Source organism: Plantibacter cousiniae (nom. nud.) (assembly GCF_977070315.1).
Map to the genome: position 1 here is coordinate 100,214 of NZ_CDRVEU010000001.1, position 24,133 is coordinate 124,346.

The 24,133-nt window shown below is 56.3% G+C and carries 20 protein-coding genes and 1 tRNA gene; 5 read left to right on the top strand and 16 right to left on the bottom strand.

Features of this window, described 5'->3' with window-relative positions:
• Window positions 1–22: 22 nt before the first annotated feature.
• The 16 genes from ACW55A_RS00450 to ACW55A_RS00525 all read right to left on the bottom strand — a co-directional run bounded on the left by ACW55A_RS00450 (window position 23) and on the right by ACW55A_RS00525 (window position 19,044).
• Window positions 23–4,654, bottom strand: a complete 4,632-nt coding sequence (locus tag ACW55A_RS00450) for a glycosyltransferase (RefSeq protein WP_498810269.1) — start codon at window positions 4,652–4,654, stop codon at window positions 23–25.
• A complete protein-coding gene (locus tag ACW55A_RS00455; RefSeq protein WP_498810271.1) occupies window positions 4,647–6,062 on the bottom strand; it encodes an ABC transporter ATP-binding protein in 1,416 nt (471 codons plus the stop codon). The genes ACW55A_RS00450 and ACW55A_RS00455 overlap by 8 nt, the downstream gene beginning before the upstream one ends.
• Complete coding sequence (locus tag ACW55A_RS00460; protein ID WP_498810273.1) at window positions 6,001–6,828, bottom strand: ABC transporter permease; 828 nt, start codon at window positions 6,826–6,828, stop codon at window positions 6,001–6,003. Before ACW55A_RS00460 ends, ACW55A_RS00455 begins: the two co-directional genes overlap by 62 nt.
• A complete protein-coding gene (gene rfbC, locus ACW55A_RS00465; protein ID WP_003365650.1) occupies window positions 6,828–7,373 on the bottom strand; it encodes a dTDP-4-dehydrorhamnose 3,5-epimerase in 546 nt (181 codons plus the stop codon). Before rfbC ends, ACW55A_RS00460 begins: the two co-directional genes overlap by 1 nt.
• Before the next feature lie 693 nt (window positions 7,374–8,066).
• Window positions 8,067–8,978: a glycosyltransferase family 2 protein gene (locus ACW55A_RS00470; RefSeq protein WP_455807912.1), complete on the bottom strand. Its 912-nt coding sequence runs from the start codon at window positions 8,976–8,978 to the stop codon at window positions 8,067–8,069.
• Between the two features lie 41 nt (window positions 8,979–9,019).
• Window positions 9,020–9,910 (bottom strand): glucose-1-phosphate thymidylyltransferase RfbA, encoded by an 891-nt coding sequence (gene rfbA / locus ACW55A_RS00475; protein ID WP_455807911.1) that lies wholly within the window; start codon window positions 9,908–9,910, stop codon window positions 9,020–9,022.
• The gene (gene rfbD, locus ACW55A_RS00480) at window positions 9,907–10,815 is read right to left on the bottom strand and encodes a Rossmann-fold NAD(P)-binding domain-containing protein (RefSeq protein WP_499140174.1); all 909 of its coding nucleotides are present in this window, start codon (window positions 10,813–10,815) and stop codon (window positions 9,907–9,909) included. Before rfbD ends, rfbA begins: the two co-directional genes overlap by 4 nt.
• The gene (gene rfbB / locus ACW55A_RS00485) at window positions 10,812–11,885 is read right to left on the bottom strand and encodes a dTDP-glucose 4,6-dehydratase (protein WP_498810276.1); all 1,074 of its coding nucleotides are present in this window, start codon (window positions 11,883–11,885) and stop codon (window positions 10,812–10,814) included. The genes rfbD and rfbB overlap by 4 nt, the downstream gene beginning before the upstream one ends.
• Before the next feature lie 306 nt (window positions 11,886–12,191).
• The gene (ychF, locus tag ACW55A_RS00490) at window positions 12,192–13,292 is read right to left on the bottom strand and encodes a redox-regulated ATPase YchF (protein WP_003433722.1); all 1,101 of its coding nucleotides are present in this window, start codon (window positions 13,290–13,292) and stop codon (window positions 12,192–12,194) included.
• A gap of 21 nt (window positions 13,293–13,313) precedes the next feature.
• Window positions 13,314–13,898, bottom strand: a complete 585-nt coding sequence (pth, locus tag ACW55A_RS00495; protein WP_003317127.1) for an aminoacyl-tRNA hydrolase — start codon at window positions 13,896–13,898, stop codon at window positions 13,314–13,316.
• A 164-nt stretch (window positions 13,899–14,062) separates the two neighbouring features.
• Window positions 14,063–14,677, bottom strand: coding sequence for a 50S ribosomal protein L25/general stress protein Ctc (locus tag ACW55A_RS00500; RefSeq protein WP_003365632.1), 615 nt, complete (start codon window positions 14,675–14,677; stop codon window positions 14,063–14,065).
• 124 nt (window positions 14,678–14,801) lie between these two features.
• Window positions 14,802–15,734, bottom strand: coding sequence for a ribose-phosphate pyrophosphokinase (locus ACW55A_RS00505; protein ID WP_004419135.1), 933 nt, complete (start codon window positions 15,732–15,734; stop codon window positions 14,802–14,804).
• A 54-nt stretch (window positions 15,735–15,788) separates the two neighbouring features.
• Window positions 15,789–15,863, bottom strand: a tRNA-Gln gene (locus ACW55A_RS00510).
• 37 nt (window positions 15,864–15,900) lie between these two features.
• The gene (gene ispE, locus ACW55A_RS00515; protein ID WP_498810278.1) at window positions 15,901–16,749 is read right to left on the bottom strand and encodes a 4-(cytidine 5'-diphospho)-2-C-methyl-D-erythritol kinase; all 849 of its coding nucleotides are present in this window, start codon (window positions 16,747–16,749) and stop codon (window positions 15,901–15,903) included.
• A gap of 2 nt (window positions 16,750–16,751) precedes the next feature.
• Complete coding sequence (lolB, locus tag ACW55A_RS00520) at window positions 16,752–17,363, bottom strand: lipoprotein insertase outer membrane protein LolB (RefSeq protein ID WP_498810280.1); 612 nt, start codon at window positions 17,361–17,363, stop codon at window positions 16,752–16,754.
• A 10-nt stretch (window positions 17,364–17,373) separates the two neighbouring features.
• Complete coding sequence (locus ACW55A_RS00525) at window positions 17,374–19,044, bottom strand: tetratricopeptide repeat protein (protein ID WP_058416420.1); 1,671 nt, start codon at window positions 19,042–19,044, stop codon at window positions 17,374–17,376.
• A 283-nt stretch (window positions 19,045–19,327) separates the two neighbouring features.
• Here ACW55A_RS00525 and hemA point away from each other — a divergent pair, with 283 nt between their 5' ends.
• The 5 genes from hemA to murI are packed head-to-tail and all read left to right on the top strand — an operon-like array spanning window position 19,328 to window position 24,090.
• The gene (hemA, locus tag ACW55A_RS00530) at window positions 19,328–20,605 is read left to right on the top strand and encodes a glutamyl-tRNA reductase (RefSeq protein ID WP_003433718.1); all 1,278 of its coding nucleotides are present in this window, start codon (window positions 19,328–19,330) and stop codon (window positions 20,603–20,605) included.
• Window positions 20,602–21,684, top strand: a complete 1,083-nt coding sequence (gene prfA / locus ACW55A_RS00535; RefSeq protein ID WP_003404940.1) for a peptide chain release factor 1 — start codon at window positions 20,602–20,604, stop codon at window positions 21,682–21,684. The genes hemA and prfA overlap by 4 nt, the downstream gene beginning before the upstream one ends.
• Entirely contained in the window at window positions 21,685–22,518 is an 834-nt protein-coding gene (gene prmC / locus ACW55A_RS00540; RefSeq protein ID WP_187598535.1) for a peptide chain release factor N(5)-glutamine methyltransferase, read from the top strand.
• A complete protein-coding gene (locus ACW55A_RS00545; RefSeq protein WP_455807908.1) occupies window positions 22,512–23,282 on the top strand; it encodes a molybdopterin-synthase adenylyltransferase MoeB in 771 nt (256 codons plus the stop codon). The genes prmC and ACW55A_RS00545 overlap by 7 nt, the downstream gene beginning before the upstream one ends.
• On the top strand, window positions 23,275–24,090 hold the full coding sequence (murI, locus tag ACW55A_RS00550; RefSeq protein WP_455807907.1) for a glutamate racemase: 816 nt from the start codon (window positions 23,275–23,277) through the stop codon (window positions 24,088–24,090). The genes ACW55A_RS00545 and murI overlap by 8 nt, the downstream gene beginning before the upstream one ends.
• Window positions 24,091–24,133: the final 43 nt, after the last annotated feature.

A 24,133-nucleotide genomic window follows, 5' to 3' on the forward strand; every position in this document is an offset into this window, starting at 1 on the left:
TGAATGTTTTTGGCGACTGCGATCAATTTTTGAACCTTGGAGGCCAAGCCAGACCGAAATCTTCGTGATCAAGGGTTAAGTTCGGGCTGTAGGCGTAATCCACCTGGATGTTCGGCCAGCGATTTTTGATGTAGCGAATCTCATGTCCAAATCGTTCCTGTTTCTGAGGCGTGTCCTCCAGACCGCGCGTCGCCGATTCATGGTGGTACAACTCAGAGAAAGGTGTCCAGACGTTGAGATACCCAGCTTCCTGAACCCGTAAGCAGAAGTCCACATCATTGAATGCTATCTTCAAATGCTGCTCATCCAACCCGCCTACCTCATCAAAAATTGACTTTTTAATGATCAGGCATGCGGCCGTGACCGCCGAGAACTCCTGAATTAGCTCCGCTCTACAGAAATAGCCATGTGCACCTTTTGGAAGATACTTGTGTGCATGGCCTGCAACACCACCTATACCCACCACAACACCACCATGTTGGAGTCTGTTGTCTGGGTACCAAAGCCTTGCGCCTACCGCACCGACCTTCGGCTGCAAAGCAATTGACACCATCTCGCTGAGCCACTCAGGTGTAATCACCTCAATATCGTTATTGATGAGACCAATTAGCTCACCTTTGGCGATACGCACAGCACCATTATTGAGCGCAGAGTAGTTAAACGGCCCATCGTCTCGAAGTACGCGAATGTTTTCTTCCTGATCGATTTGAGCAAAGTATTCCAGCGATTCGGGATCGTCAGAGCCGTTATCAATCAGAATGATTTCGTAATTTTTGTACGTTGTCAGGCCTTTGATGCTGTCGATACACTGCTTGACCAATGCGTGAGCATTCCTTGTCGGTATGACAAGTGTTACAAGAGGCAGCGTTGTCGGCAGGTTGTAGTGCACGCGGTACTGTCCTGTAGGTAGCAACTCTGTCGAGCCAATCCGACCTTGACGCTCTAAATGCTCATCAAGAGCTTTAACTCCCGCCAATGCAGCATAAGGCTTTTCGTCGCCAGCCATGGCTGTACTGCCAGCGTGTATGCGCCAATGATAAAGCACTCGAGGAATGTGAATAATCTGGTCGCGTTTAAGTTTTTCTATGCAACGTAAGGCGAGGTCATAATCCTGAGCACCCTCGAAACCTACGCGGAACTGCCCGACTTCATTGACGAGATCACGACGATAGGCTCCAAGGTGACAAACCATATTTTGCGAACGAAACAGAAACTCGTTCCAGTCTGACTTGAAGTATGGCGAGCTACGGTTCCCTTCGGTATCAATCTTGTCCTCGTCCGAGTAGATCAATCCTGCATCTGGGTTTTCGCGAATGGTGCGAGCAATCCAGTAAAGCGCATGAGCAGGCAGAAGGTCATCATTGTCCATTAACGCAACAAAAAGACCTTTAGCGACGCCAAGTGCCGAGTTGCTTGCCTGCGAGATGTGGCCATTGCTGCCACGGAAAACAACTTTGATGCGCTTGTCTTGCGCCTTCAAAGATTTCAGGTACTCGATCACCGCAGGATTTGTCGATGCATCGTCAGCGAGGCACAGTTCCCAATTGGTATAAAGCTGTGAGCGCACGCTGTCCACTGCTTCACGCAGGAGATCCAGTGGTGGGTTATACACCGGCATGATGATGGAAATAAGCGGGTACTCAATCCAGCGATTCATGTGCTCGTTGATACGATTGATTTCGGCTTCGCCCAACGTGTCATAATATTGGACCCATCGAGAATAATCGTGTCGATCGGGCACTTCACGCGTTTCGCTTCCGACGAACGCATGTTGAGCTTCACCTTGAACCCAGCGAGCCTGTGCGATGACACCTGCGAGTCCCCTGAGACGCCACACTTGGTAGGCCTTCTTCGCTGTACTGGAAAGTCCGCCTCCTCGCTGAACAATCAGTGGAATCGACGCGGCAAGACGTTTTGCACGGAAAAATGACCTGGTTATCTTCCTCAGTGGGGCAGTGGCTTTCCAGCTGTACGAAGACTGCATCGCGATGATATGCAGGTTCAAGTTGTGAACATGCGTATCTTTGTCTACAAGTGCCAGACGGTGATTTTCCTGAGCTGCCAAAATCGCAATTTCAAGCTCTGTTAACTTGGCATTATGCTTCTCTTGCGCCTCTCGGGTAGCGGCATCAATATCCGCTAACGCCTGACGGTGCTCTGCTTGAACCTGAAGGTTTGCCGTCTCAAGATTTTCCATAGCAATACGGTGGTTTTCTTGAATCGCCAGATTTGCAGCCTCCCGTTCTTCCAGCGCGGCTCGATGGCTTTCCTGAGAGGCAAGCTGTGCAGCTTCGAACTCCTCAAGAGCCAATCTGTGATGCTCCTTGGCCGCTTGGTACGCAGCTTCAAGCTCTTCGAGGGCTAAACGATGCTCGTCTTGCACCGCCAGATTCTCAGCCTTGAGCTCTTCCAGAGCCAGGCGATGATTGTCCTCTAACGCAAGGTTCGCTACCTCAACGGCGTCTAAAGCTGAGCGGTCTTTAAGATTCAATTCCGATATAGACCCAAGCGCCAGCTTGAGCTCCTCTTCCTGTTGAAGGAGTCGCTCAGCGACCTGACCTTCCGTGAATAAAGTGAACGTAATCTGTATTTTGAACGACTTCCCGGCTAATAGCGAATTGAGATCAACCGGAAGCACGATGTGCGGGTCATCATCCAATGCCATGAACATTGTGCTGTCGTTCACGTCGTTAACGAATGTGGTGGTGCCCGAAGAGTCTAGAGATGCGCTGGCACTGTCACGCCATGACCATGCTTCCGAATTGGCGTCATAAATGGTGATTGCGTCTACCGAAAAAGATTGACGAATATTGGTGGGATCAAAGCGAAGTGCCGCGCATCGGTAGGTCGCTGGAACTGTGAACACTAAGGTCTGACGTCCATCGTGTACAAATTGACTTATCGTCCGCTCTTCTTTGAAGCCGCCCGCCGAATCACCTATATAGAGCGTCGCCACCCTAGGCGTTTTGTCTCCCAGGGATCCCATTTTCTGAATGGTCGCTTCTGGTGACCAATTAAGAAAACTCGCAGCTTCGCGACCGGTGACTTTTTCTTGGAACATGGCCTCTAGTAGCGCATATCGGTTCAGATCCTGCTCGTTGATCTCAAGGCCTGCACTGCCAATCAACTCAAGAATAAAATCACGCCTGTTGATCATGGTCATGCTTGGGTAAAAGGGTACTTTATTCGCTATCAGTAGCAGCAGGCCCCGCATTAGTAGATGGCCAAGCTCGACGCCTTCCTTCATCTCCCATTCGATATCGATGAGGTGTGGCTTGCCTTCACTGTCAATAATGATATTTTGTGCAACTGCGTCAATATAATGGCCAGGTAAACGAACGTCTACTTTGTCCAGTTCAGTAGCGCTTTCTTCAGCATCCAAGAGCTGGCTCAGGCAATCTAGATAGGTCTTCAGGAAAGGGGTAAACGTTTCAACTGACCAGTCTTTCGTTGTTGAGGCTTCAAGAAATTGCAGGCTGAGCAAGTTGCCTTTTGCGTAACCATGAGCTGCAGGAAGGATGAATCTGAACGGGGCATCACTGTCGTCTGCCGCTTCGATAGTGCTTAGACGTTGGTATTGGACTTCTATGCCTTCACTGGTATCGACGAAAACCGTTGCTTTGCAGTACTCTGCATTGCGCCCTGTACTGTAGTGATACGCTAGGACATTTCTGGGGACTGCATCGTACGGCTGGCATGAAGCGACGACTATAAACGAATTTGCGAGATCCATGCCCAGATGATTCTCGATCACCACCGGCCAAGCTTTTTCGAGGTTAAATGTAGTGGTCGATGGTAATTGTGGATCTTTCCGAGTGTTCTGGCAGGCCAATGCAGCAGCGTCGAAATTATCGGCTTTGAAACCGTTCTCTGTGATCAGGGAGTTGGGAATTTTGTAGTCGGGATAAGGCGATAAAAAGCTTGATGATGCAAAGCCAGCTAGGGCTATTAACTGATCTAGGCCCTTGCGGCCAAATGTCTTAGGCTGGCGGCCGACATACCGGCCCTCAATACCGTACATAGCGACACCAACGTGATCCTCTGGCGCGCCGGCAAAATATTTGAGGCCAAGTTGGTTCTCAATGGCAATAAACAGATGTCCGTCAGGTTTGAGCAGCTTTTTAACTCGTTTCAGCATCCCCAGTGCAGGATCTTCGTCATTGCTGAACATGCTGGCGTATTCGAGTACACCTATGAGCGTTACTACGTCAAATTGCTGATCAATCTTCAGGTCATCGAATCGTTCAGCAAGCACCGTGACGTTATCAAGATCACGTGTTCTGCTCGCTGCGATTGCAGCTCGGCGCGGGCTACCTTCCAGCGCGAGCACGTTAGCACCCACCTCACCGAGGTAGCGGCTGATCGCACCGCAACCCGCACCGATTTCGAGAACTGATTTACCTTTTAGAAGATGCTCGAATGGGCGAAAGATATTTCCGCGGGTGGAACTAAGGTGATAGAGCTTTGGCCAGTCGGTACAGTAGTGCGGAAGCTCGCTCGACAGCACGGAGACATCGCTTGCGTCACGAACGATCTTCGCCAGCTCATTTTCCGAGCTATCGCCGTCACTGTAGGCAATGCCCTGATAATCAGTCCGCACCCATACAGATGTGTCTGTATCACGGAGGTAGCCATATCTATCAAGCTCAAACATCAACAAGTACCGGTTCAATTTCCATGGAGGCCGCCAGGTCTATCAGGCCCAGAAGCTTCGGAGTAGGTTCTACGACGAAATGTATCGAATCATAGCGTCGGTCGTGAGGCACGATGTCCTCGCTTTGCCGAGAGGCGATACCGATGGAAATGAAGTAATCACCGGTCGCCAGCGCGTTTCTGAATTTCACTCGCGCTTTTGCCTGTTTGCCAGCGCTGCCGATCAGGCCTGTGCCCTCGCAATCCTGCATGTAAGAGTTGGTGCCGTATACGGTGACACCCTCTTTGGTCTTGATCGTAAAGCCGATAATCGGGTTGACCACTGTACGATTGAATTGCAGGGCCAGATCAAGAACGATTTCCTCGCCCGATTCAACGCTGTTGGGAAACTCCCTTCCCGATGCATTCATATGGAAGTCGAGCAGTGTTGCAGCGCCATCCCCCCAACGGTACTCATGAGGGTTATAACCAGGCCTGCTGGCGTACACGTCTTCATCAAAGCGCAGCGCTATCTTGTCGGCTTCGACGGGGGCGGTTTCCACCCGCTCTGCTTCGGCGAGGTCCAGACTCCTGTCGGTGATAGGGCTCTTCTCACGCCCGAACAGGAGGTCCGTGTAGCGATTGATGACCGGGCGCGATTCGCCAATCATCTCGATCCTGCTCTTTTCCAGCAAAATCGCGCGATTACAGTGGGTGACCACTTGTTCGCTGGAGTGCGTGACGAGCAGGATACTGGTGCCATTTTCTTTCAACTGCCTGAGGCGCTCAAAGCACTTGGCCTGGAATCGTGCATCGCCAACGGAAAGTGCTTCGTCTACAACAAGGATTTCCGGATCGACCTGGGCCTGGACTGCAAACGCCAGGCGTACGGCCATGCCGCTTGAGTAGGATTTGACCGGCTGATCAAGGAACTCGCCAATATCGGCAAAGCCGGCGATCGCGTCAAAACGCTCGTCCACTTCGTCACGCGTCAGCCCAAGTACAGCAGCGTTCAGATAAACGTTTTCGCGGCCGGTAAACTCGGGGTTGAAGCCCGAACCGAGCTCCAGCAAGGCCGCGACCCGGCCACGCGTGTGAATCTCGCCAACAGTCGGGTTCAATGTTCCGCAGATGATCTGCAGCAAGGTTGACTTGCCTGAACCATTGCGGCCCACGATGCCGACTGTTTCGCCTTTGCCGACGTCGAAGCTGACGTCGCGCAGGGCCCAGAATTCCTTGCCATAAGTAGTGGTCGGCTGTCCCGACCAGCGCTGAATTCTAGGCACCAAGGCTTGTTTCAAGCGGTCGTGGGGCTTGTCGTACGTGTAAAAACACTTCGAGACGTTTTGTACGCTGATAACCGGTTGATCAGATGACATCAGCGAATCCTTTACGTGTTTTTTGGAAGAACCAGAACCCCATTGCAGCAATTACCGCGCCAATCACGATGGCGATACCCAGGCTGTCCCAGTGCGGGAGGTTGCCGAACAGCAGTACGCTACGGCTCTCTTCGATAATGTAGGTAAGCGGGTTCATCTGCAGCCAAGGGCGATAGACCTCAGGAAGCGCCGCCACCGGGTAAAGAACCGGCGACAGAAACAGCAGAACGGTTGTCAGAACCGTAATGACCTGCGCGACGTCGCGCAAGTACACACCCAGGGATGCGAGAAACCAGCTGATACCCAGTGTGCCGAGAATGAGCGGCACCAGAATCAGCGGAAACAACAGCGCCGTCCAGAAAAGCGTGTGCGAGATCAACAGTTGTGCGATCACCAGCACAATAAGGCTGATGCAACTGTGGAAGAGCGCCGAACCCAAGGTGATAACCGGCAAAATCTCCAGAGGAAACACCACCTTCTTGACGTAATTGCTGTTACTCATCACCAAAGAAGGTGCTCTGTTCGCACACTCTGCAAACAAGCCATGCACGATCATCCCGACGAACAGCAGAATAGCGAAGCCGCCTTTGCCGGTATCGACTCCGACCCAACGTGCGCTGAAGATTTCAGAGAACACGAAGGTATATACCGCCAGCATCAAAACCGGATTGAAGAATGACCACGCCAGGCCCATCACCGAGCCACGGTAGCGCCCAATGACTTCTCGCTTGGTCATTTGCGAGATCAATGAGCGGTTGGTCCACAGGCTACTGACGAGCCGTAAAGGGCCTGCCGAGGGGGTTTTATGAGGGTTCATTAAGCGAACACCTCGGCGTCTTCGAATACGACGGCTTTCTGATCTTTAGCGGACAGAGAGGGCGCTTCGCCGAATGGCCAGTCGATGCCCACAGTGGTGTCGTTCCAGGCAAGGCTGCGCTCATGTTCAGGCGCCCAGTAATCGGTGGTCTTGTAAAGGAACTCGGCGCTTTCGGACAGTACAACGAAGCCGTGGGCAAAGCCTTCCGGAATCCACAGTTGTTTTTTGTTTTCGGCGGTGAGATGCAGTCCTACCCATTTGCCGAAGGTCGGGGAGCTCTTGCGCAGGTCGACCGCAACGTCAAAGACTTCTCCGACGGTGACTCGGACCAGCTTGCCCTGTGGCTGTTGAATTTGGTAATGCAAACCGCGAAGAACGCCCTTCACCGAACGCGAGTGGTTGTCCTGAACGAACGTTACAGAACGCCCAACGGCCTCTTCGAATGCCTTCTGGTTGAAGCTTTCAAAGAAAAAACCGCGATCGTCTCCGAAAACCTTGGGCTCAAATACGATGACGTCTGGAATGGCGAGGCGTGTTGCATTCATAGGTAACGTATCTCCGGGATGCTCATCAGGGTCTGCTCATAAGGCCCTGGCTGGGGCAGGCGTGTGTTGAAAAAAGCCTGCGCCATGAAATTTGATTGCGCCATTAAAACGCGTTTTACGATACCGAGGCTCATGGGCGTCGGGTGCGCCATAGACTGTCCACCTGGGCGGAAAATGTCTGCGCTGGATAAGGGGGGTAGTTCTGTTATGACTGGGGCGCGCGGGGCATGCATCGTCTATTTGTAGTTTTCCGACGTAGGTTCCGACGATGAGCAACACAAGGTCTTCATGGCAGGACGGTTTTACGAATTGAAGCGCGTCCGGTATCTGAGCTCATGGCCGTATGGGTGACTGGAGCCTTGTCATCCTTGGTTGGGCGGTACAAGTGACCCCACCTTCCGAGGCTGGTTCCGCTCACCCCGTTTACACCGGCTTCTTTGCGCTTTTGATACCGAAAACAAAGGCCTGCACATTAACATAAGCCGCCGCCGGAGAACATTCGGTGCCCAGCGAAATTAAGCGGTTTCGGTGCTGTGACCGATGCCCGGCCATGCGGCGGCTGAAGTCCTCTCTGGCTTTGGGCGCAGATGTTGAAAACCCGTATTTTCAGAAGGTTGCGATGCCTGATCACTGGTTTAATCAGGCTATATCGCTCTGGCTGGGCCTGATAGGGTACGAGTGGCTATTTGGCAGTCAAGGCTTGCTTAGCATTGCTGCCAGGCACGCAATAACGAAGAAAATCTTGTCTCGCGGTCTCCTGCGGCATTGCGGTGCCTTGAAAGCGAGTTTCAGGAACGACAGCCGTGTACTCCCGTGCTTCCCCGCAGTATGCAGTTGGTTGTTTCCGGTCAAACGGCCAATGAGCAATACCTGCCCGGCCCACCAGCCATCAGCAATTTTTTTCAGTCGACTGATGAGTGGAGCAAGTCCGGTATTGGCTCCAACCTGGTTGTTGGCATGTTGACGGTAGTCCATGCCGGAAACCGGATCGATAAGCCATCGGAAGCCGTGACTGCGAGCAAATGCGTAGCAGTACCAGTCGTGCAGGCTGACGGCCTGAGCTGCATCCCAGTGGGAAAGGAGTGATGACTTGAAGGCATCTGCAAGCCGGCGATTCATCACATAGGTGCAGCCGGGGCCTGCAGCTTCGAACAGATAGTCCCACTGGACCTGAGGTTGAGCCTTGTCCAGCAGTAAGCGCTTCCCATCCGGCCAGAATGCGGTGACATTGCTGGAATAGGCATCATGATGACCCGGCGCCAAAGCCGCTACGGCGCGCTGAAGCTTGTCCGGGTGCCAGATATCATCCTGATCTGAGAACGCTACGTAATCGAATGTCGAGAAGTCGACATCCCGAATCAAGCGAAAGAAGTTGCGTGACGCTCCGCCAAATCGTCCGGCAGGCGGCAGCAGGGAGATACTCGCATGGTGCTGAGCGTAGTCGGCACACCATGCTTCAGTGCCGTCCGTGGAGGTATCGACACTGATGAACACGCTGACGCAGACGTTTTTCTGCTTCAGGATTGAATCAAGTTGCGCCTCTATCCACGCCATACCGTTATAGGCTGCCAACAGCACGGCTACCGTGGGAAAAGCAGATGACATACTGTTCGCAGCCTTGCGGTATTGGATAGAGGTTTGCAGTCTTAGAACGAGCCCAGACCCAGCAACTTCTGCAGATACTGGCCGTAGCCGGTCTTCTTCAGCTTCTGAGCCTGTTCGCCCAACTGAGCGGCCGTGATCCAGCCGTTGGTGTAGGCGATCTCTTCCAGGCAGGCAACTTTCCAGCCCTGACGCTGCTCGATGGTGTGCACGAAATGGCTCGCTTCCAACAGCGACTCATGAGTACCTGTGTCCAGCCACGCAAAGCCACGACCGAGAATTTCTACGGTCAGGCTCTTCTGCTCGAGGTAGGCACGGTTTACATCAGTGATTTCCAGTTCGCCACGTTCGGAAGGCTTGATGCTCTTCGCGATTTCGACGACCTGCTTGTCGTAGAAGTACAGGCCGGTTACTGCATAGCTCGACTTCGGTGCTGCAGGCTTCTCTTCGATGCTCAAGGCGCGACCGGTTTCGTCGAACTCGACAACACCAAAGCGCTCAGGATCGGAAACGTGATAGCCGAAGACCGTAGCGCCGCTGGTCTGCTGGCTGGCCGAGCGCAGGTTGTCGGAGAAGTGCTGACCGTAGAAGATGTTATCGCCCAAAATCAGGCAGCAAGGATCTTCACCGATGAACTCTTCGCCGATGATGAACGCCTGTGCCAGGCCGTCAGGGGTAGGTTGTTCAGCATAAGTCAGCTGAATACCGTATTGGCTGCCATCACCCAGCAGCTTGCGGAAGCTTGGCAAGTCTTCTGGTGTCGAGATGATCAGGACTTCACGCATCCCCGCCAGCATCAGCACTGAAAGAGGGTAAAAAATCATCGGCTTGTCGTAGATAGGCAGCATCTGCTTGGATACGCCAAGGGTGAGCGGGTGCAGACGAGTGCCCGAGCCGCCGGCCAGGATGATGCCTTTACGATTAATGGTGGTCATTTGTTCAGAGTTTCCATGAGCATTCGGGCTACACCACTTTGCCAGTCAGGCAGGTGCAGAGAAAAATTGTGGCGCAGCTTTTCTGTGTTCAGACGCGAATTCAGAGGGCGTTGCGCGGGTGTAGGGTATTCGATCGTGCCGATGGGATTGATCGTTTCTACCGCCAGGGGTTCCCCGTTGGCGCGGGCGAAATCAATCACATACTGCGCGTAGGCATGCCATGACACTTCGCCGGCAGGTGCCAAGTTGTAGATGCCACAAAGCTCCGGCTTCGCCAGCGTTTGAAGCAGGGCTGCCGTTGCTATGTCGGCCAGCAACTCCGCACCTGTAGGCGCTCCAATCTGATCGGCGATCACATTGAGCGTCGGGCGATCTTTTGCAAGGCGCAACATGGTTTTGGCAAAGTTGTTGCCACGTGCCGCGTAAACCCAGCTGGTACGGAAGATCAGGTGCTTGCAGCCTGAGGCAGCGATAAGTCGCTCGCCTTCAAGTTTGGTTGCGCCGTAATAGTTGACCGGCGACACCGCATCGCTTTCTTTCCAGGCGGTGTCGCCCGAACCGTCGAACACATAGTCGGTCGAGTAATGAACCAACAGGGCGTCCAGCGTGCGCGCTTCTTCTGCCAGGACCTGGCTGGCCAGGGCATTGACCGTATGCGCGAGCTCGCGCTCTGTTTCAGCCTTGTCGACAGCGGTATAGGCTGCGGCGTTGACGATAACCTGAGGTTTCACGCTGCGAATGGTATTGCGCAGGCTTTCCAGGTCAGACAGATCGCCACAAAGGTCGCCATAGGCCGTCGATACGGTATGGCGGTCAAGAGCCACTACTTCACCCACTACAGCGAGTGAACGTTGCAACTCCCAACCCACCTGGCCGTTTTTGCCCAGCAGAAGAATCTTCATCATTTATCGGCGCGCGCTGTGTAGTTCTTGTCGATCCATTGCTGGTAGCTTCCGCTCTTTACATGAGCAACCCACTCGGGGTTATCGAGATACCACTGCACCGTTTTGCGGATGCCGGATTCGAAGCTTTCTTCAGGCACCCAGCCCAGCTCGCGCTGAATCTTGCTGGCATCGATAGCGTAGCGCAGGTCATGGCCCGGGCGGTCCTGCACATAAGTGATCAGGTTGGCATGCGGGCGATGGGCTGAGTCCGGACGCAACTGGTCGAGCAGGGCGCAGACAGTGTTGACCACTTCGAGGTTCTGCTTCTCGTTGTGACCACCGATGTTATAGGTCTCGCCGATTTCGCCTTCGGTGACGACTTTGTACAATGCGCGGGCGTGGTCTTCTACGTAGAGCCAGTCACGAACCTGATCACCTTTGCCGTAGATAGGCAGCGGTTTGCCTTCCAGCGCATTGAGAATGATCAGCGGGATCAGCTTCTCGGGGAAATGGCACGGGCCGTAATTGTTGGAGCAGTTGGTCACCAGAGTAGGCAGGCCGTAAGTGCGGCTCCAGGCGCGTACCAGGTGGTCGGAGCTGGCCTTGCTGGCCGAGTAGGGTGAGCTTGGCTGGTAAGGGGTTGTCTCGGTGAAGAGATCTTCCGGACCTTCTAGGTCGCCGTACACTTCATCGGTGGAAATGTGATGAAAGCGGAAGTTGGCCTTGCGTGCTTCGTCCAGCTGGCTCCAGTAGCCACGCGCAGATTCAAGCAGGGTATAGGTGCCGATGATGTTGGTCTGGATAAACTCCGAAGGGCCAGTGATCGAGCGATCAACATGCGATTCGGCCGCCAAGTGCATCACGGCATCGGGCTGATGCTCTTTGAAAACCCGATCCACGTCTTCGCGGTTGCAGATATCGACATGCTCAAACGCGTAGCGCTCGCTTTGATCAGCTGACTGCAGCGATTCTAGATTGCCTGCATAGGTCAGCTTGTCGACGTTAACGACGGAGTCGGTTGTGTTGGCAATGATGTGCCGGATGACCGCCGAACCGATGAAGCCTGCACCGCCTGTTACTAAGATCTTCAAAAGAGTATCTACCTTGGGTTATGACAAGGCTCTGCCCGGTCCGTGGAAACAATCGCTAATCGGCTGCCGCCTTTCAGACATCTGCTGCGTTAAACGTGAATGTTTAAATGACGTGGATGAGCGACGGTTAAAAAACGACATTTTACATAGAAAAACAGACATCCCCATCAAAAATTTGAGGGTGCCTGCGATAGGGTGGAGCGCTTGAGCATGGCCGTGCATAAAAACGCGAAAGCCCCAGATAATGGGGCTTTCGTGATAGGGGGATCTGCACTTGCCGAGATCCCGCCGGACGCTTCCTTTGGTTTACACGTTAAACCTGAAATGCATCACATCACCGTCCTTGACGATGTATTCCTTGCCTTCCAGACGCCACTTCCCGGCTTCCTTGGCGCCTGACTCACCCTTGAACTGGATGAAGTCGTCATAGGCCACGACTTCGGCACGAATAAAGCCTTTTTCAAAGTCGGTGTGGATCACGCCTGCGGCCTGTGGTGCGGTTGCACCGACACGGACGGTCCAGGCGCGGACTTCTTCGACGCCTGCGGTGAAGTAGGTCTGCAGGTGGAGCATTTCGTAGCCAGCGCGAATTACGCGGTTCAGGCCGGGTTCTTCGAGGCCCAGGGCTTCGAGGAACATGTCTTTTTCTTCGCCGTCATCGAGCTCGGCGATTTCGGCTTCGATCTTGTTGCAGACCGGCACCAGCATTGCGCCTTCTTCTTCGGCGATGGCGCGGACCACGTCCAGCAGCGGGTTGTTCTCGAAACCGTCTTCGGCGACGTTGGCGATGTACATGACCGGCTTGGTGGTCAGCAGGTGGAAGCCACGGATGGTGGCTTTCTCGTCGTTGCTCATGCTCTTCATCAGGCTGCGTGCAGGCTTGCCTTCGCTGAAGTGTGCAATCAACTGCTCGAGCAGGCCTTTCTGGACCACTGCGTCCTTGTCGCCGCCCTTGGCGTTGCGGGTGACCTTTTGCAGTTGCTTCTCGCAGCTGTCGAGGTCGGCGAAGATCAGTTCCAGGTCGATGATCTCGATATCGCGCTTGGGGTCGACGCTGTTGGAAACGTGAATCACGTTCTCGTCTTCAAAGCAGCGCACCACGTGGGCGATGGCGTCGGTCTCGCGGATGTTGGCGAGAAACTTGTTGCCCAGGCCTTCGCCCTTCGAAGCGCCTGCCACAAGGCCTGCGATGTCGACGAACTCCATGGTGGTCGGCAGGATGCGTTTCGGGTTGACGATGGCTGCCAGGGCCGCCAGACGCGGGTCGGGCATGGCCACGATGCCGCTGTTCGGTTCGATGGTGCAGAAGGGGAAGTTCTCGGCCGCGATACCAGATTTGGTCAGGGCGTTGAACAGGGTGGACTTGCCGACGTTAGGCAGGCCGACGATGCCGCAATTGAATCCCATGGTGTTTCCCCTCGAGTGATGTCAGGCCTTCTGGCTGTGCAGGTTTTTCATCGCCCGGTTCCATTCACCGGCGAAGATATCCGGCAGCACGCCGAGGGCAAAGTCGATACTGGCGTCCAGTTTTTCCTGTTCGGCGCGTGGCGCTCGACCCAGGACAAAGCCGGATACCTTGCTGGCATCGCCCGGGTGGCCAATGCCAAGCCGCAAGCGATGGAATGTGTTCTGATTGCCGAGCTGCGCAATGATGTCGCGCAGCCCGTTATGACCGCCATGGCCGCCGCCTACTTTGAGTTTGGCGACGCCTGGAGGCAGGTCAAGCTCGTCATGCGCCACCAGAATCGACTCGACCGGGATGCGATAAAAGCCGGCGAGTGCCGCGACAGCCTGGCCGCTGCGGTTCATGTAAGTGGTGGGAATCAGCAGACGAACATCCTGACCCTGGTGCGTGAAGCGCCCGGTCAGGCCAAAGAATTTGCGCTCGGGAACGAGATTGACTCGTTGCGCCGCAGCAATACGCTCAACAAAAAAAGCCCCTGCGTTATGCCGGGTCTGTTCGTATTCGGCGCCTGGATTTCCCAGGCCCACGATCAGTTGTATGGCGGTCACGACAGGGGCTCTTCCTTTGGAGTTGAGGGTTGAACCGCTGACGACAGCGGCAATGTGGACGAAAACTGCTCATTTACCATGATGTAAACTCAGCGATCTCGCCCGCTTTGCCTGCTATCGCTCGCGATGTCTCCTGAGCAACTCCGACGTTACCAAGTAATGAATTACTCGGCAGCGCCTTCTTCAGCTTCACCTTCTTCTTCGTCTTTGACGATACGCGGTGCGTGGACGTTGGCGATTGCCAGGTCAGTACCGTGTGCCAAAGCGACGAACTCAACGCCTTTAGGGGCTTTCAGTTCGGACAGGTGAACGTTGTCACCTACTTCCAGCGTGCCCAGATCAACTTCGATGAACTCTGGCAGGTCTTTCGGCAGGCAGGTCACTTCCAGTTCAGTGGTAGTGTGCGAGATCTCGCCGCCTTTCTTGACCGGAGCTTCTTCGTTCAGGAAGTGGATCGGCACGATTGCGGTCAGTTTCTGGCCAGCAATAACGCGCACGAAGTCAGCGTGCATCACGTGGCCTTTGGCCGGGTGACGTTGCAGCGCCTTGATGATGACGTTTTGCTTCTTGCCACCAACGTTCAGCTCGATGATGTGGCTGTAGGCCGCATCGTTTTCCAGCAGTTTGGCAACTTCCTTGGCCAGCATGCTGATGGACTCGGGGGCTTTGTCGCCACCGTAGACGACAGCTGGAACCAGGCTAGCGAGACGACGCAGGCGGCGGCTCGCACCTTTCCCCAGGTCGGAACGCTGTTCTGCATTCAGGGTAAATTCGTTCATGTTGTATCTCCAAATTAACCACATCCACCGTTGCGTTTGCGACCAGCGCTCGGATGGTATGGGCAAAAAAGCCCCGCCCTGACCGGATGTCAGGGCGGGGCGCTTTTCGTCTGCGTGATGTCAGTTAACGGAACATCGCGCTGATCGATTCTTCGTTGCTGATGCGGCGAACCGCTTCGGCGACTACCGGGGCAATATCCAGTTGACGGATACGGCCACAGGCTTGAGCGGCGGCGGACAACGGGATGGTGTTGGTCACCACCAGTTCGTCCAGCACGGAATTTTCAATGTTTTCGATCGCCCGACCCGACAGCACAGGGTGTGTGCAGTAGGCGAAGACCTTGGCAGCACCATGCTCTTTCAGGGCCTTGGCCGCGTGGCACAGCGTGCCGGCGGTATCGACCATGTCATCAACCAGAATGCAGGTACGCCCTTCGACATCACCAATGATATGCATCACTTCGGAGTGATTGGCTTTCTCACGGCGTTTGTCGATGATCCCGAGATCGACACCCAGGGATTTGGCGACAGCACGTGCACGCACGACACCGCCGATATCCGGGGAAACGATCATCAGGTTTTCAAAGCGCTGATCTTCGATGTCATCCACCAGAACGGGGGAGCCGTAGATGTTATCTACCGGAATGTCGAAGAAGCCCTGAATCTGGTCAGCATGAAGATCAACCGTGAGTACACGATCGATTCCCACCACGGTCAGCATGTCAGCGACAACTTTTGCGCTGATTGCAACACGTGCGGAGCGCGGACGGCGATCCTGGCGGGCATAACCAAAGTAGGGAATCACAGCAGTGATTCGGGACGCTGAGGAGCGACGGAAGGCATCAGCCATCACGACGAGTTCCATCAGGTTGTCGTTCGTGGGTGCGCAGGTCGGCTGAATGATAAAGACGTCTTTACCGCGGACGTTTTCATTAATCTCAGTGCTGATTTCACCGTCGGAAAATTTTCCAACAGAAACATCACCCAGTGGGATATGCAGCTGACGTACTACACGCCGAGCGAGATCGGGGTTGGCATTCCCCGTAAAGACCATCATCTTGGACACGCGCAGTACCTAGAGGCTGAGGGTAACCTGGATGAGTGTAGAAAATGGCAGGGGCGGCTGGATTCGAACCAACGCATGGCAGGATCAAAACCTGCTGCCTTACCGCTTGGCGACGCCCCTGTATTGAATCAATCGAGTGCCTGGCACTCAATTCCTGCTACAGAATTTGCAGCTTACGATGCAACATCGAGATGTTGCTTCCTTTCGCTACGAACCCCGTAAGGGTCTCTGTAAGAAGGGCCGAGACTTTATCAGCTTCAGCTTTGTTTGGGAAGGCCCCAAACACACAACTTCCAGTTCCGGTTAATTTTGCTTCGGTAAATTTACCTAACAAATTCAAAGCGTTACGTACTTCTGGGTAACGCCTCTCTACAACCGCCTTACAGTCATTTCGACTGTTTCCCTTGGGAACGGGGCGCACTTTAATGGGCGGCGTGTCGCGTGTCAACAACGGATCTGAAAAAATTTCTGCTGTACTTACAGCGACTTGCGGAACGAGCACCAAATACCACGGTTCTTCCGGGTCCACCGGGGTGAGAATTTCGCCGACGCCCTCAGCAAAAGCGGCATGTCCACGCACAAAAACCGGTACATCGGCGCCCAGCGTCAGCCCCAGTTGCGCCAGACGATCCTCATCCCAACCGAGCTGCCACAAATGATTCAGGGCCAGCAGGGTGGTCGCTGCATCCGAGCTGCCGCCGCCGATACCGCCACCCATGGGCAGGCGTTTTTCCAGCCAGATATCCATGCCCAGTGTGCAGCCGGACTGTTTTTGCAGGGCTCGGGCAGCTTTGACGATCAGGTTGCTGTCATGCGGAACGCCGGGAACATCGCTCTGCAGGCGAATCTCGCCATCTTCGCGAACGGTAAAACCCAGTTCGTCGCCGTAATCGAGAAACTGAAACAGCGTCTGCAGTTCGTGATAGCCGTCAGGGCGACGTCCCAGAATGTGCAGCATGAGATTGAGTTTTGCCGGGGCAGGCAAAACCAGTTGTGGCGTGCTCATGGTCATTGCCCCAGTTTGCGAGGCTGCCAGTCCTTGATGACCAGCGTGACATCCAGGTCCTGCCCGTGCAGCTTGACGCGCTCTGGCAGCCAATAACCGTTCTGCTCGACGTAACTGAGGTATTCCACCTGCCAGCCATCCTGTTCAAGGCTGGCCAGCCGGCTGTCGCCATCAAGTGTCACGTTGCTTTTGCTGTCCGGTGCCGGCAGACCGCGTACCCACCATACGAGGTGGGACACGGGCAGCTTCCAGCCCAGTTGATCCTGCAGCAGTGATTCTGGCGAGGTGGCTTCGTAGCGGCCCTGATTGGCGACTTCGAGCACCACGGCGCCGGGCCTGCCGGTCAGTCGCGCTGCACCACGGCCGAGCGGGCCGGACAGGCGGATATCGTAGTAATCCTGGCGTTGCAGCCAGAACAGGGTGCCGCTGCCGGAGTCTTTCGGTGCGCGGATACCGACTTTACCGTTGATCTGCCAGCCATCGAGGCTGCTCAGTTGTTGTTTGTGCTCGCGCCATTGCGCGGGGTCACCCTTGCCCTGAACGGCTTCGCGGGAGGTGAGGCCGGCGCAGCCGGTGAGCAGGGCGATGAGGCTGAATACGATTACATGGCGCAAAAACATAACGTCAAAGGGTCTCTGATCCGGTCAAGCGTCGCAGTGTGCTGCGCAGGACGGTGCTGTCGGGTTGTTGTTCCAGGGCCTTGGCCCAGACTTTTTTGGCTTCGCGCTGCTCGCCCTTGGCCCAGAGTACTTCGCCCAGGTGAGCGGCGACTTCGTGGTCGGGGAAGCGCTCGAGTGCCTGACGCAGGTAGCGCTCGGCATCGTCGAGATTGCCCAGGCGGTAGTTCACCCAGCCAAGGCTGTCGAGCACTGCCGGATCGTCAGGGCTGATCTGGTGGGCTTTTTCGATCAGTTCGCGGGCTTCGCTATAACGCGTGGTCCGATCGGAAAGGGTGTAGCCCAGCGCATTCAGCGCCATGGCGTTTTCCGGTTCGCGCTTGATGATGGTCCGCAGGTCTTTTTCCATCTGCGCCAGATCATTGCGTTTTTCAGCCAGCATGGCGCGGGTATACAGCAGGTTGGCGTCATCCGGGTATTGCTTGAGCGCCTGATTCAATACCTGCCAGCCACGATCCAGTTGATCATTGCTGGTCAGGGTTTCGGCTTCGATCAGGTACAGCTGCACGGCATAATCGGGCTCTTCGGCGCGGGCTTCGGACAGCCGTTTGGCGGCTTCGGCACCGTTGCCGTTGCTGACCAGAATATCGGCCTGACGCAATTGCGCCGCCAGGAAGTCCGGGCCGGGGCCTACCTGAGCGTATTCGTTGAGCGCGCTTTGCGGGTCATCGCGCTCTTCGTGGATGCGGCCCAGATTCAAGTGCGCTGAATCGACATGCGCGCCACGGGCGATCAGTTCTTCCAGATAGCCCGCCGCTTCGTCCCAAGCCTTGGCTTCAAGGCACACCAGGGCCAGCGAGAAGCGCAGCTCGTCGTCATCCGGATACTGCTGCAAGAGTGCGGCAAACTGCACTTTCGCGTCTTCCATGCGGTTCTGCTCGACAAGCATGCGCGCATAGGTCAGGCGCAGGCGCTTGTCGTCGGGGTATTTCTTGATGCTTTTTTCCAGCAGGGGCACCGCTTCCTTGCCTCGGTTCATGCTTTGCAGCAGACGGGCGTGCAGCAGAATCGGCGCGATTTCACCTTCTTTAGGCGGATTGTCCTCAAGCAGTTTCAGCGACTGTTCGGAATCGCCGTTCTGTTGCAGCAACAGCGCCTTGCCGAAAATCAGCTGACCGTTGTTCGGGTATTTGCCCAGCAATCGGTCAAAGCTCTTGAGCAGACCATTGCGGGTGTCCGGATCTGTTTCGGCCGCCGACAGGGCCAGGAAATCGAAGTGCGTGTCGCCCTGGCCTTGCAGGACTCTCTCCATGTACACCAGCGAATCGTCGTAACGTCCGGCGCGCGCCAGTTGAATGGCGGCGGCGCGTTGCGCTTCAAGATTGCCCGGTGCGTTCCTCGCCCAGATCAATGCGGTATCCAGCGCCGACTGATCAGCGCCCATGTATTCGGCGATCTGATAAGCGCGCTCCGAGACCCCCGGGTCCTGGGTCTTGATCGCCTGGGTCACGTAGTTGTCCAGGGCGATGTCGAAGCGGTTGCGCTGGCCAGCCAGCTCCGCACTCAACAGGCTGACCAGGGTGTCCTGAGTGAACGAGCCATAAACCTGCGGCTTGGCTTCAGGCGCGGGCGGGGCGTCCTTTTGAGCGGGGACAGGCTGTGACGAGGCGGGAGTCATGGACTGACAGCCGCCCAGAAAGGCGAGAGCAAGGAACAACGCGGAGGATCTATTCATATATAAGAAGGGCGGCTTACCTGCGGTGTGAGCATCATGACACAAGGCTGTTGGCAAAACCCACAGCCGTCGGAAAAACTGATGCAATGCGTGTGTTTGCAGTGTCGCGGACCCGAAAGCACGGTCTGCGACGAGCGATTGTAGTGGGACAATAATATGTGGTGGTTGTTCTGAGCTTATCGAAGTAGGACAATTACCGGCTTCACGTCACCACCTGCGACCCTGAATGGCCTTCCTTGCACTCGGTATCAACCATAAGACCGCCTCGGTCGACGTTCGCGAGCGTGTGGCATTTACCCCGGAACAGCTGGTCGAGGCATTGCAGCAGCTCTGCCAACTGACGGAAAGCCGCGAGGCTGCGATCCTCTCGACCTGCAACCGCAGCGAGTTGTACATCGAACACGAGCACCTCGGCGCGGACAGTATTCTTGCCTGGCTTGCCGATTATCATCACCTCAGTCTTGAAGAACTGCGTGCCAGTGCTTACGTGCACGAAGATGACGCTGCCGTGCGGCACATGATGCGTGTCGCCTCGGGGCTCGATTCGCTGGTGCTCGGCGAGCCGCAGATTCTCGGCCAGATGAAGTCCGCGTACGCGGTTGCCCGCGAAGCCGGCACGGTCGGGCCATTGCTCGGTCGACTGTTCCAGGCGACGTTCAGCGCCGCCAAACAGGTGCGTACCGACACCGCCATCGGCGAGAACCCGGTCTCTGTGGCCTTTGCCGCAGTCAGCCTGGCGAAACAGATTTTCAGTGACCTGCAACGCAGCCAGGCCTTGTTGATCGGTGCAGGCGAGACCATTACGCTGGTCGCCCGGCATCTGCATGATCTGGGCGTCAAGCGTATCGTGGTCGCCAACCGTACGCTGGAACGCGCCAGCATGCTCGCCGCCGAGTTCGGCGCGCACGCGGTGCTGCTGTCGGACATCCCGGCGGAACTGGTCAACAGCGACATCGTGATCAGCTCGACGGCCAGTCAATTGCCGATTCTGGGCAAGGGCGCCGTGGAAAGTGCGCTGAAGCTGCGCAAGCACAAACCGATTTTCATGGTCGATATCGCCGTACCGCGGGATATCGAGCCTGAAGTCGGCGAGCTGGACGATGTTTACCTGTACAGCGTTGATGACCTGCATGAAGTGGTGGCAGAGAACCTCAAGAGCCGTCAGGGCGCGGCGCTGGCCGCCGAGCAACTGGTCAGCGTGGGTGCCGAGGACTTCATGTCGCGCCTGCGCGAACTGGCCGCAGTCGATGTGCTGCGTGCCTATCGTCAGCAAAGCGAACGGCTGCGTGACGAAGAGCTGAGCAAGGCGCAACGTATGCTGGCCAACGGCAGCAATGCCGAGGACGTACTGATCCAGCTGGCGCGTGGCCTGACCAACAAATTGCTGCATGCACCGAGCGTGCAGCTCAAGAAGCTGTCTGCCGAAGGTCGCGTCGATGCGCTGGCCATGGCCCAGGAACTATTTGCCCTCGGTGAGGGCTCGACGGATAAAACCCCGCAATGAAAGCTTCACTGCTCAATAAGCTGGATGTGCTCAGCGACCGTTTCGAGGAACTGACCGCGCTGCTCGGCGACGCGGAAGTCATCAGCGATCAGACACGCTTTCGCGCCTATTCCCGTGAATACGCTGAAGTGGAGCCGGTCGTTGCGCTCTACGCGCAGTTGCTCAGGGTGCAGGGTGACCTGGAGGGCGCACAGGCGCTGCTCAAGGACAGCGATCCGGACATGCGTGAAATGGCCGTCGAGGAAGTTCGCGAAACCAAGCAGCAACTGGTCGAGCTGGAAGCGCAATTGCAGCGCATGCTGTTGCCCAAGGACCCGAACGACGGTCGTAACGTGTTTCTGGAAATCCGCGCGGGCACCGGCGGCGATGAAGCGGCGATCTTCTCCGGCGACCTGTTCCGCATGTATTCGCGTTACGCCGAGCGGCGTGGCTGGCGGGTCGAGATTCTGTCCGAAAACGAAGGCGAGCATGGCGGCTATAAGGAAGTCATCGCGCGTGTCGAGGGTGACAGCGTCTATGGCAAGCTGAAATTCGAGTCCGGCGCGCACCGTGTGCAGCGTGTGCCGGAGACCGAATCCCAGGGCCGTATTCATACCTCTGCCTGTACGGTGGCGGTGTTGCCGGAGCCTGACGAGCAGCAGGCGATCGAGATCAACCCTGCCGACCTGCGGGTCGACACCTATCGTTCTTCAGGTGCCGGTGGTCAGCACGTCAACAAGACCGACTCGGCGATCCGCATTACCCACTTGCCGTCGGGTATTGTCGTCGAGTGTCAGGAAGAGCGTTCGCAGCACAAGAACAGAGCCCGGGCAATGTCCTGGCTATCTGCCAAACTGAATGATCAGCAGACCAGCGCAGCGGCCAATGCCATCGCCAGCGAACGTAAGCTGCTGGTCGGCTCGGGCGATCGTTCCGAGCGCATACGTACGTATAATTTCCCTCAGGGGCGAGTGACGGATCACCGCGTGAACCTGACTTTGTATTCGCTGGATGAAGTTCTGGCGGGCGGGGTCGATGCAGTGATAGAGCCGCTACTCGCTGAATATCAGGCTGATCAACTTGCGGCACTGGGTGAGTAAATGACCATCATCGCAAGTGTACTCAGAAGCGCCGAGCTTCCCGATTCACCGACTGCACGCCTTGATGCCGAGTTGCTGCTTGCGGCAGCGCTGGGCAAACCGCGCAGTTTTCTGCACACCTGGCCCGAGCGCATCGTCAGCACCGAAGCCGCGGTGGCATTCGCCGGTTACATGGAGCGCCGCCGCAAGGGCGAGCCGGTCGCTTACATTCTCGGCCAGCAGGGCTTCTGGAAGCTTGATCTGGAAGTCGCGCCGCACACGTTGATCCCGCGTCCCGAGACCGAAATGCTGGTCGAGGCCGCTCTGGAACTGGTGCCTGCGTTCGCACCCGCTCAGGTGCTGGACCTCGGCACCGGCACCGGCGCGATTGCGCTGGCGCTGGCCAACGAACGCCAGCAATGGAAGGTCACCGCGGTTGACCGTGTGCCAGAGGCCGTTGCCCTTGCCGAACGCAACCGGCAGCGTTTGCAACTGAATAACGCCGAAGTCTTCGAAAGTCACTGGTTCAGTGGCCTGCAAGGTCGACAGTTCGACCTGATCATCAGCAATCCACCGTACATCTCCGACGCCGATCCGCATCTGTCGGCTGGTGACGTGCGTTTTGAGCCGAGTAGTGCGCTGGTGGCCGGTTCTGACGGGCTGGATGACTTGCGCACGATCATCGGACAGGCGCCTGCACACCTCAATGCGGATGGCTGGCTGCTGCTGGAACACGGCTACGATCAGGGGCCTGCGGTGCGTGAACTGCTGATTCGCGAGGGCTTCGAGCGTATTCAGACGCGCCGTGATCTGGGCGAGCATGAGCGCATCACGTTCGGATGCAAGCCGTGCTGAGTGACCAGGAGCTGCTGCGCTACAGTCGCCAGATTCTGCTGCAACACGTCGATATCGACGGCCAGCTAAGACTCAAGCAAAGTCGTGCGCTGATCGTGGGCGTCGGCGGGCTTGGCTCGCCGGTGGCCCTGTATCTGGCCGCCGCAGGGGTTGGTGAGCTGCATCTGGCGGATTTCGATCACGTCGACCTGACCAACCTGCAACGCCAGATCATCCACGACACTCAGAGCATCGGGCAGGCCAAGGTGAATTCGGCCATCGCCCGGCTCAGCGCGATCAATCCCGAGATCACCCTTGTCGCTCATCGCGCAGCGCTGGATACCGACTCACTGAACGCGGCGGTGCAGGCTGTCGATCTGGTGCTGGATTGCTCGGATAATTTCGCCACCCGCGAAGCGGTCAATGCCGCCTGTGTCGCTGCCGGCAAGCCATTGGTCAGCGGAGCGGCGATCCGGCTCGAAGGGCAGTTGTCGGTGTTCGATCCGCGTCGTGCGGACAGCCCTTGTTACCATTGTCTGTACGGGCATGGCAGCGAAGCCGAGCTGACCTGCAGCGAAGCGGGGGTCATCGGGCCGCTGGTCGGTCTGGTTGGCAGCCTGCAGGCGCTGGAAGCATTGAAGCTGCTGGCCGGTTTTGGCGAACCCATGGTTGGTCGACTGTTATTGATCGACGCCTTGAGCACGCGTTTTCGTGAACTGAAGGTCAAGCGAGACCCGGCGTGCAGCGTCTGTGGTCCGGCCAGTGTAAAGGGTGAGCATGCTTGACGTTCATATGAGCCATGGCAACGATGCGCCGGTCGGAATCTTTGATTCCGGGGTTGGCGGTCTGTCAGTGCTCAATGAAGTCCGTCAGCTGTTGCCCAGCGAGTCGCTGCTGTATCTGGCGGACTGCAGGCACATTCCCTACGGCGAAAAGACTCCCGAATTCATCATCGAGCGGTGCCTGACGATTGCCGGGTTTTTCCGCGAGCAGGGTGCCAAGGCGCTGGTCGTCGCCTGCAACACGGCCACGGCAGCAGGTGTGTCGCACATACGTCAGCGCTACCCGGACTGGCCGATTGTCGGCATGGAGCCAGCGGTCAAACCGGCTGCCGAGGCGACCCGCAGCGGTGTCGTCGGTGTGCTGGCGACCACCGGAACGCTACAAAGCGCCCGCTTTGCGGCCTTGCTGGACCGTTTTGCCAACGATGTGCGGGTCGTGACCCAGCCGTGCCCCGGGCTGGTCGAACTGATCGAAACCGGCGATCTGGTCAGCCCGCAAATCCGTCAGTTGCTGCAGCACTATGTAGAGCCGCTACTGGCAGCACGCTGTGACACGATCATTCTGGGCTGCACGCACTACCCGTTCCTCAAGCCATTGCTGCGCCAAATGCTCCCCGAATCGGTCACGCTGATCGACACCGGAGCCGCAGTGGCGCGACAGCTGCAGCGTCTTTTGGCACGGTCCGGCCTGCTTGCCAGTGGTGTCGCGCGCGACACTGTGTATTGGTCTAGTGACATACCGGACAATTTCAGAAAAATCCTACCTTTTTTGTCGCAAAACGTCGGCGATGTGAGAAGCTTCCGTTTGTAAAAAAAACGTGAAAAAAGGCGCTTTTGGGGTGAACTAACGTCGC